Here is a 9,816-nt window from a genome sequence, read left to right as displayed (position 1 = left end):
GCGCAGCGACGGGGGAGGCCGTGCGGGGCGCCGCCCCCGCCCCCGAGGCGGGCGAGGACGGCACGGTGGGGGAGAGCGGCACGGACCGCCGGGGGGCGGCGAGCGGCCCGGCGGATGCCGCCGACGGGGGCGACGAGGGTCCGTTTCCAGGTGCGGGCGGGGACGACAGCCCCGGCGAGCGGGCGGACGGCAGCGGCGCCGGGTCCGCGAGCGCCGCCGAGGCCGACGCGGAGCGTGAGGACGACGCCACGACCGACGACACCGGGACCAGCGACGACACCGGGACCGGCGACCAGACCGGTGCCACCGACGAGACCGGTGCCACCGACGACACCGGGACGGCCGACGACACCGGGACGGCCGACACGTCCGACTCCGTCGCGGCACAGGAGGCCGGGCCGGCGCCGGACGAGGTCCCGGGCGACGTGCCCGATGCCGAGGACCCGTTCGCACCGGACGCCGCGGGCCGGGTGCCGTACCCCTGTCCCGAGGAGCGGGACGTCCCCGGCACCGACGAGGCGACCGCGCAGGTGCTGCCCGACGCGCCCTGGCGGTTGGAGGCGAGCCACCTGACGCTGCGCGGCCTGGAGTACCACGGCGTGGTCAACGTGCGGACCAGCGGCGGCGTGGTGAAGCAGGCCCTGAAGTTCACCGCCGCCACGGTGGATGTCGGCGACCTGCACCAGATCGTGCGCGGCGCGGGGGGACTCCGCCATCATGTGCGTGCTGCGGACGGTTCCACCTCCACGTTCCGCGAGACCACGGTGACCATGTACACCGAGCGGCTGGAGGGCAACCTCTTCGGGCTGATCCCGGTGGTCTTCGACCCGCGGCACGAGCCGCTGCTCGACCTCGGCGAGGCGTACTTCACCGATGTCAGGGTCACCCAGGCCGGCCAGTTCGGCGGCACGCTGACCGTCCCCGGGATGCGGCAGTACATGACCCAGGACGACTGAGCCCCTTGGCGGCTGGTGCCCCGGGCCCGCCCGCCTCGGGTGGCCCACCGGAAGGGAGCCGCGCAAAGGTGCGCGTCGCCCGGGCGGCCGGCGCGACGCCCTCAGGCCCCGTGCGGTGCGCCGCACGGGGCCTGAGGGGGAACGGCCGCGGGTGCCCGCACACGACGGACGCCCGGTCCGGGGTGGCCGGGCCGGGCGTCCGTGGCGTGCCGGGGGCCGGCACGGTGGCGCAGGGTCAGCTGTCGCTTCCCAGACGCAGGATGCGCACCATGTTGGTGGTGCCGACGACACCGGGGGGCGAACCGGCGGTCATGATCATCAGGTCGCCCTCGTGGAACCGGTTGAGCCGCAGCAGCTCCGCGTCGACCAGCCGCACCATCTCGTCGGTGTGGTCGACGTGCGGCGCGACGAAGGTCTCCACGCCCCAGCTCAGCGTGAGCTGGTTGCGGGTGGCGGCGTCGGTGGTGAAGGCGAGGATCGGCTGCGAGGCGCGGTAGCGCGAGAGCCGCCGCGCGGTGTCACCGGACTTGGTGAACGCCACCAGGGCGCGCCCGTCGAGGAAGTCCGCCATCTCGCAGGCGGCGCGGGCCACGGCGCCGCCCTGGGTCCGCGGCTTCTTGCCCGGGACCAGCGGCTGGAGACCGCGGCTGAGCAGCTCCTCCTCGGCGGCGATCACGATCTTCGACATGGTGTTGACGGTCTCGATCGGGTACTGGCCGACCGAGGACTCCGCCGAGAGCATGACCGCGTCCGCGCCGTCGAGGATGGCGTTGGCGACGTCGGACGCCTCCGCGCGGGTGGGGCGCGAGTTGGTGATCATCGACTCCATCATCTGGGTCGCGACGATCACCGGCTTGGCGTTGCGGCGGCAGAGCTCGATGAGGCGCTTCTGCACCATCGGGACCTTCTCCAGCGGGTACTCCACCGCGAGGTCGCCCCGGGCCACCATCACACCGTCGAACGCGAGGACGACCTCCTCCATGTTCTCGACGGCCTGCGGCTTCTCCACCTTGGCGATCACCGGGACGCGGCGGCCCACGCGGTCCATGACCTCGTGGACGTCGCGGACGTCGTCGGCGTTGCGCACGAAGGAGAGCGCGACCATGTCGCAGCCCATGCGGAGCGCGAACTCCAGGTCCTCGACGTCCTTCCCGGAGAGCGCCGGGACGTTGACGGCGACGCCGGGCAGGTTGATGCCCTTGTGGTCGGAGACGACACCGCCCTCGATGACGATGGTGTGGACCCGCGGCCCGGACACCTCGGTGACCTGGAGGTGGACGTTGCCGTCGTTGATGAGGATCGACTCGCCCTTGGCGACGTCGCCCGGCAGCCCCTTGTAGGTGGTGCCGCAGATGCTGCGGTCGCCGGCGACGTCCTCGGTGGTGATGGTGAAGGTGTCGCCGCGCTCCAGCTCCACGGGGCCGTCGGCGAAGGTCTCCAGGCGGATCTTGGGACCCTGGAGGTCGGCGAGGACACCCACGGCGCGGCCGGTCTCGTCGGCGGCCTTGCGCAGGCGCTCGTAGCGCTCCTCGTGCTCGGCCTGGGTGCCATGGCTCATGTTGAAGCGGGCGACGTTCATCCCCGCTTCGATCAGGTTCTTCAGCTGCTCGTAGGAATCTACGGCGGGACCCAGGGTGCAGACGATTTTGGAACGGCGCATGCCAGCGATCCTAACGGTTTGTTCAGCAGCGGAATAATCGTGGGTCCGGTTCGCGCCTCCGACCGCGCGGTGCGGCGTCCGCGGCCGGGGCGGTGGTGCCCGCCCCGGCCGTCCGGGACTCAGCCGGTGACCAGGCGGTAGGCCTGGGCGGCGATCTCCAGCTCCTCGTCGGTCGGGACGACGGCCACGGCCGTCCGAGCGTACTCCGGCGAGACCAGCCTGGCCTCGCGCGACCGTGCCGCGTTGCGCTCGGGGCAGATCTCCAGCCCCAGCACCTCCAGTCCGGCGACGGCCGCGGCACGGACCTCGGCGGAGTTCTCCCCGACCCCGGCGGTGAAGGCCACCGCGTCCACCCGGCCCAGCACCGCCACGTAGGCGCCGAGGTACTTGCGCAGCCGGTGGACGTAGACGTCGAACGCCAGCTGGGCCCGCCGGGCGTCCGCGCCGCCGCGGCCGTCGTCCTCCCCGGCGTCGATGCGCCGGCGGATCTCCCGCATGTCGTTGTCGCCGCAGAGCCCGACCAGTCCGGACCGCTTGTTGAGCAGGTCGTCGACGGCGTCCATGTCCATGCCGGCGACCCGGTGCAGATGCAGCACGACCGCAGGATCCAGGTCGCCCGACCGGGTGCCCATGACCAGTCCCTCCAGCGGCGTCAGCCCCATGGAGGTCTCCACGCAGCGACCGCCGGCGACCGCCGATGCCGAGGCGCCGTTGCCGAGGTGGAGCACGATCACGTTGACGTCGGCGGGGTCGCGGCCCAGCAGCTGAGCGGTACGGCGCGAGACGTAGGCGTGCGAGGTGCCGTGGAAGCCGTACCGGCGCACCCGGTGGGCGTCCGCGGTCTCCACGTCGATGGCGTACCGCGCGGCGTACTCGGGGATCGTGGTGTGGAACGCGGTGTCGAAGACGGCGACCTGCGGCAGCTCCGGGTTGAGCTCGCGGGCGGTGCGGATGCCCGTGAGGTTGGCCGGGTTGTGCAGCGGCGCCAGCGGCACCAGCCGTTCCACCTCCGCCAGCACCTCGTCGTCGACGACGGTGGGCTCGGTGAACCGCTGCCCGCCGTGGACCACGCGGTGGCCGACGGCCGCCAACCGCGGCGAGTCCAGACCGAGGCCGTCGGCGGCGAGTTCCGCCGCGACCGCGCTCAGCGCCTCGCCGTGGTCGGCGAACCGGCGGACGGTCTCCCGGGGTTCACCGTCCTGCGGGACGTGGCGCAGCGACGAGGCGTCCTCGCCGATCCGTTCGACGATGCCGGCCGCCGGGCGGCTGCCGTCCGCCATGTCGATCAGCTGGTACTTCACGGAGGAGGAACCGGAGTTGAGCACCAGGACGCAGGTGGCGTCGGGGCCGTGCCCCCGGTCCGCCGGCGCGGTGCCGCTCTGCTGCCGCTCCTCGGGCTGGGGGGTCATGCGTCGCCGCTCCGCTTCTGCTGGTCCTGGGTGTCGCCCGCCGCGGTCGCGGACCGGGCCTGCTGCTGGGCCTGGATGGCGGTGATCGCCACGGTGTTGACGATGTCCTGCACCAGCGCGCCGCGGGACAGGTCGTTGACCGGGCGCCGCAGCCCCTGGAGGACGGGGCCGACGGCGACCGCGCCCGCGGAGCGCTGCACCGCCTTGTAGGTGTTGTTGCCGGTGTTGAGGTCGGGGAAGACCAGCACGGTGGCGCGGCCCGCGACCTGCGACTCGGGCAGCTTGGTGGCGGCCACCGAGGGCTCCACGGCGGCGTCGTACTGGATCGGCCCCTCCACCAGCAGCTCCGGCCGGCGGGAGCGCACCAGCTCGGTCGCCTCGCGGACCTTGTCCACGTCGGCGCCGGAACCGGAGGTGCCGGTGGAGTACGAGAGCATCGCGACCCGCGGCTCCACCCCGAACTGCGCGGCGGTCACCGCGGCCTGGACCGCGATGTCGGCCAGCTGGGTGGCGTCGGGGTCGGGGTTGACCGCGCAGTCGCCGTAGACCAGCACCCGGTCGGCGAGGCACATGAAGAACACCGAGGAGACGATGTCGGCGTCCGGGCTGGTGCGGATCACCTCGAACGCGGGCCGGATGGTCGCGGCGGTGGAGTGCGCCGCGCCGGAGACCATGCCGTCGGCGAGTCCCTCCCGGACCATCAGCGTGCCGAAGTAGGAGACATCGCGGACGGTGTCGTGCGCCAGGTCGAAGTCGACGCCCTTGTGCGCCCGGAGCTTCGCGTAGACCTCGGCGAACCGCTCCCGCAGCGGGGAGCGCTCGGGATCCACCACCCGGGCGTGGGCGGCGGCGGAGTCACCGGCGGGCTCGTCGGCGGCCAGCAGCCGCAGGTCGATGCCGAGTTCGGCTGCGCGGCGGCGGATCGCGCCCTCCTCGCCCAGCAGCGTCAGGTTGCAGACGTTGCGGCGCAGCAGCACCTCCGCGGCGCGCAGCACCCGCTCCTCGGTGCCCTCGGGCAGCACGACGTGGCGGCGGTCGGCGCGGGCCCGCTCGATCAGCTCGTGCTCGAACATCATCGGGGTGACGCGGTCGCTGCGGACCACGGAGAGGCGGCCGCTCAACGCCGTGGTGTCGACGTGGGACTCGAAGAGGCCGAGGGCGATCTCGGCCTTGCGGGGACTGGCCGCGGTGAGCTTGCCCTCCAGTCCCAGCAGCGCGGCGGCGGTCGGGAACGAGCCGCCCGGCACGGCGAGGACGGGGGTGCCCGGCGCCAACCGGTGGGCCAGCGCCATGGTCTCGTCGCCGGGCCGCTGGTCGAGGGTGAGCAGCACGCCGGCGACGGGCGGGGAGCCGGCGGCGTGCGCGGCGAGCGCGCCGATCACGAGGTCGGCGCGGTCCCCGGGGGTCACGACGAGGCTGCCCTCGGTCAGCGCGGGGAGGAACGCCGGCAGCATGGCACCGCCGAAGACGAAGCCCCGCACGTCGCGGGCGAGCCCGGTCTGGTCGCCCAGCAGCACCTCCGCGCCGACGGCCCGCGCGACCTGCGAGACGGTGGGGGCGGCGAGCGCCGGCTCCTCGGGGAGGACGAACACCGGCTCGGGCAGGTGGCGCTCCAGTTCGCCGGCGGCCTCGCCCGCGTCCTCGGCGCGGACGCGGTTGGCGACGGTGGCGAGCACCTCGCACCCCAGCGAGGTGTAGGCGTGGTGCGCGTTGCGGACCTCGGCGACGACGGTGGCGGCGTCGCGGTCGCGCCCGGCGACCACGGGGAGGACGGCGGCGCCGAACTCGTTGGCGAGCCGGGCGTTGAGCGCCAGCTCCGCCGGCAGTCCGGTGTCGGCGTAGTCGGTGCCCAGGATCAGCACGGCCTCCGACTCCCGCGCGACCGCGTGGAACCGGTCGACCAGTGCCGAGACCAGCTCGTCGGTGCCCCGCGCCGCCTGGAGCGCGGCGGCCCGCTCGTAGGTCATCCCGGTGGCCTCGGCGGTGGAGCGCGCCAGCCGGTAGCGGCTGCGCAGCAGCTCCATCACCGGGTCCCGGTCGTCGTGGGCCAACGGCCGGAACACCCCGACCCGGTCGACCAGCCGGGTCAGCAGTTCCATCATCCCCAGCTCGACCACCTGTCGGCCGTCGCCGCGGCCGATCCCGGTCACGTACACGCTGCGCGTCACGTGCGCACTCCTCCACAGTCCTGCGTCGCCCGCCCGGCCGGAGGGCGGGGCGGCGGGCAGCGGGTCGACCGCCCGTTCGAGAGGTAGCCCGATCCGCTGGTCCCGCTGACCGACCGTACCCGGAGCCTTCCGTTCCACGCGCGATGGCCGTCCCGGTGCGGCGAGCGTCACGTCCAGCGGCGGGAGGGGGCACGGACCGCCCGCCGGTACCCCGGGCAGGCGGCACCACGGCACCGTGCCCGGCGGACGACGGTACGGTCTGCGGATGACGCGGCGGTGAACAGCGGTCGCCTGACGGACACACGTCGCGGCCCTGCCGTCAACACATGAAACAATCGGCCCGGCCCCGAGGGCGCGGCCGATTCAGCACCTGAAGCGATCCCGTTGCGAAGCAGGAGATGGTCCCTCATGCGTATTGGTGTGCTCACCGCGGGCGGTGACTGCCCCGGCCTCAACGCGGTGATCCGGTCGGTGGTCCACCGGGCCGTCGTGGACCGGAAGGATGAGGTCATCGGGTTCGAGGACGGCTTCAAGGGCCTCCTCGAAGGCCGCTACCGCTCCCTCGACATCAACGCCGTCAGCGGCATCCTGGCGCGCGGCGGCACCGTCCTCGGCTCCAGCCGGCTGGAGCGCGACCGGCTGCGGGAGGCGTGCGACAACGCCGAGCAGCTGCGCCGCGAACTGTCGCTCGACGCCCTGATCCCCATCGGCGGCGAGGGCACCCTGACCGCCGCCCGGATGCTCTCCGACGCCGGCATCCCCGTCGTCGGCGTCCCGAAGACCATCGACAACGACATCTCGGCGACCGACCGCACCTTCGGCTTCGACACCGCCGTCGGCGTCGCGACCGAGGCGATCGACCGCCTCAAGACCACCGCCGAGTCCCACCAGCGCGTCATGGTCGTCGAGGTCATGGGCCGCCACGCCGGATGGATCGCGCTGGAGTCCGGCATGGCCGGCGGCGCCCACGGCATCTGCATCCCCGAGCGGCCGTTCGAGATCGACAAGCTCTGCGCCATGGTCGAGGAGCGGTTCGCCCGGGGCAAGAAGTTCGCCGTCATCTGCGTCGCCGAGGGCGCCCGGCCGAAGCCCGGGTCGATGGTCTACCGCCGCGGCGAGATCGACCAGTACGGCCACGAGCGGTTCACCGGCATCGGCAACCAGCTCGCCGTCGAGCTGGAGCACCGCCTGGGCACGGAGGCCCGTCCGGTCATCCTCGGCCACGTTCAGCGCGGCGGCACCCCCACCGCCTACGACCGGGTGCTCGCCACCCGCTTCGGCTGGCACGCGGTGGAGGCCGCCCACCGCGGCGACTTCGGGCACATGACCGCGCTGCGGGGCACCGAGATCGTCATGGCGCCGCTGGCCAGCGCCACCGCCGAGCTGAAGACCGTGCCCGAGCACCGCATGGAGGAGACCGAGGCCGTCTTCTGAGGGTCTCCCGACCCACCTCTCGCGCGTACCGTCGGGCACCCCAGGTGCCCGACGGCGCGCGGCAGTTCACTACGGTCGCCCCATGCACCGCCCGTTCCGCCGCGCCGTTCTCGTCGCGCTCGCGGCCACCACCGCGCTGACCGCCGCGGCGCCCGCCGTCGCAGCCCCGACGGCCCCCGCGCTCCAGGACCCCGCCGTCCCCGGAGCGGTGCGGACCGCCCCGGCCGAGCCGCGCTGGGGCGCCTGCGCCCGGGACCCGCAGGACACGCACGGCGCCCGGCTCGACGCCGCCGGAGTGCGCTGCGCCGAGCTCACCGTCCCCGTCGACCACGCCGACCCCGGCGGCCCCACCCTGACCGTCGCCGTCTCCCGGCTGGCCGCAACGGCGCCCGACGGCGGCCTGGGCCCCCTGCTCGTCAACGGGGGCGGCCCCGGCGGCCGCGGACTGCACCTCCCGCTCGACGCCGCCGCGGCGCTGGGGGAGACCGCCGGCCGCTACGACCTCATCGGCATGGACCCGCGCGGCATCGGCCGCTCCACCCCGGTCGACTGCGGCTGGCCGACCGGCTCCGCCATCCGCTCCGCCGGCACGGGGCTGCTCGACTTCCTGACCGCCTCGGCCGCGCAGCGCGAACTGGCCCACGCCTGCCACGAGACCGCGGGCCCACTGCTGCCGTTCCTCACCACCCGGCAGACCGCCGGCGACATCGACCACCTCCGCGCAGCGCTCGGCGCCCGCCGACTGCACTACCTGGGCTACTCCTACGGCAGCTACCTCGGGCAGGTCTACGGCCAGCTCTTCCCCGACCGGCTCGGCCGCACCGTCCTCGACGGCGTGATCGACCCCGACCGCTACGGCGCCCACCCCCTCGCGGACACCACCGCCGCCAACGAGGCGGCGCTGCGGGAGTGGGCCGCGTGGACGGCCGACCGCCACGCCACCTACCGGCTCGGCCGGGACGCCGACGCCGTGCTCCGGGAGGTCTCGCGGCTCGTCGGTGCCGCCGCCGCGCGCCCGCTGCGCGTCGGCGACCACCGCCTCGACCACCACACTCTCCCCGTGCTCCACCTGAGCTCCCTGGGCACCGACACCGACGCCGCCCGGGACAGCCTCGCCCGCACCACGGGGCTGCTCGCGCGCGCCGCCGACGGCGAGCGGGTCACGGCCCATGCGGACCTCGACCGGCGGCTCCGACTCCTCCTCACCGCCGACCACTCCGCCTTCGGCAGCGCCCAGACCGCGGTGCTCTGCGGCGACGCCGTGGACACCCGGACCACCCTCGCCCGGTACCTGGCGCTCCGCGCCGAGAGCGCGCGCCACCCGTTCGCCGGCCCCGTCGCGGGCAACACCACACCGTGTGCCCACTGGCCCGAGCCACGGGAACCGCTGACCGACGTGGACGACGCCACCCCTGTGCTGCTGGTCGCCGCGACCGCGGACCCGCGCACCTCCTACGACCACGCCCGCGCGGTGCGCGAGCGCCGCCCCGACGCCCGGCTGATCACCCTGGAGGACTCCAGCCAGCACGGTGTCTTCGGTGTGCTCGGCAACCGCTGCGTCGACGACGCCGTCAACGCCTACCTGGCGACCGGCCGGCTGCCCGCCACCGATCTCACCTGCGCCCCGCGGTGAGCGGGCCGCCGGCCGGGCCGCGTCCTCAGAGCGGGTGTGCGACCCCACGCCGGGCCCGTGACGCCGGCCACGGCCGTCTGCCGCGTTGTCGAAGGACGCCCGAACACCACCCGGTACGAGGGCGCCCCTCCGCCGTGCAGCTGACCGCATCCGACGCCGCGAGCCGATCCGACGCGGGGTCTCACCCCCGCTCTCCCAGGTCGGCCGGGTCGGTGTTGGCGCCGCACACCACCACGCACACCCGCTCCGCCGGCTCCGGGCGGTACGCCCCGCTGTCCAGCGCGGCGACCGCGGTCGCCGCCCCGTGCTCGACGACCAGACGGTGCTCCTCCCACAACCGCCGCCGCGCCGTCGTGATCGCCGCGTCCGGCACCGTCACCGCCCGGGCGTGGTCCCGCTGCGCCCAGCGGAGCGCCTCCACCGCGATCCGCCGCGCGCCCAGCGAGTCGGCGGCCACCGAGTCGACGGTGACGTCCACCGGCCGGCCGGCGGCCAGCGCCGCCGCCAGGGCGCGGCTGCCCTCGGGCTCGACCCCGACCACCCGCACCCCGTGCGC

General features: G+C 74.6%; 6 protein-coding genes and 1 pseudogene. 3 read left to right on the top strand and 4 right to left on the bottom strand.

From position 1 onward, the window contains the following. A pseudogene (locus HCN52_RS17525) lies at window positions 1-956 on the top strand (hypothetical protein); the annotation flags it as partial. 235 nt (window positions 957-1,191) lie between these two features. On the opposite strand, the gene pyk reads toward HCN52_RS17525, so the two are convergent. The 3 genes from pyk to pta form a co-directional block, all read right to left on the bottom strand. After that, window positions 1,192-2,616, bottom strand: coding sequence for a pyruvate kinase (gene pyk / locus HCN52_RS17520; RefSeq protein WP_168089395.1), 1,425 nt, complete (start codon window positions 2,614-2,616; stop codon window positions 1,192-1,194). A 119-nt stretch (window positions 2,617-2,735) separates the two neighbouring features. Then, window positions 2,736-4,025 (bottom strand): acetate kinase, encoded by a 1,290-nt coding sequence (locus HCN52_RS17515; protein ID WP_168089394.1) that lies wholly within the window; start codon window positions 4,023-4,025, stop codon window positions 2,736-2,738. Next, window positions 4,022-6,193, bottom strand: a complete 2,172-nt coding sequence (gene pta, locus HCN52_RS17510) for a phosphate acetyltransferase (RefSeq protein ID WP_168089393.1) — start codon at window positions 6,191-6,193, stop codon at window positions 4,022-4,024. Before pta ends, HCN52_RS17515 begins: the two co-directional genes overlap by 4 nt. 408 nt (window positions 6,194-6,601) lie before the next feature. On the opposite strand from pta, the gene HCN52_RS17505 reads away from it, so the two are divergent. Next, window positions 6,602-7,627, top strand: coding sequence for a 6-phosphofructokinase (locus HCN52_RS17505; RefSeq protein WP_168089392.1), 1,026 nt, complete (start codon window positions 6,602-6,604; stop codon window positions 7,625-7,627). A gap of 82 nt (window positions 7,628-7,709) precedes the next feature. Continuing rightward, window positions 7,710-9,260: an alpha/beta hydrolase gene (locus HCN52_RS17500; protein WP_168089391.1), complete on the top strand. Its 1,551-nt coding sequence runs from the start codon at window positions 7,710-7,712 to the stop codon at window positions 9,258-9,260. 181 nt (window positions 9,261-9,441) lie between these two features. Here HCN52_RS17500 and HCN52_RS17495 read toward each other — a convergent pair. After that, the coding region (locus HCN52_RS17495) for a pyridoxal-phosphate dependent enzyme (protein ID WP_168089390.1) at window positions 9,442-9,816 on the bottom strand (375 nt) is incomplete at its 5' end.

It is taken from the genome of Streptomyces bohaiensis (assembly GCF_012033785.1).
In the GTDB taxonomy this organism is placed as follows: Bacteria; Actinomycetota; Actinomycetes; order Streptomycetales; family Streptomycetaceae; genus Streptomyces; species Streptomyces bohaiensis.
Note: the sequence above shows the minus strand (reverse complement) of the source record. Positions and strands in the feature narration are given on the sequence as shown.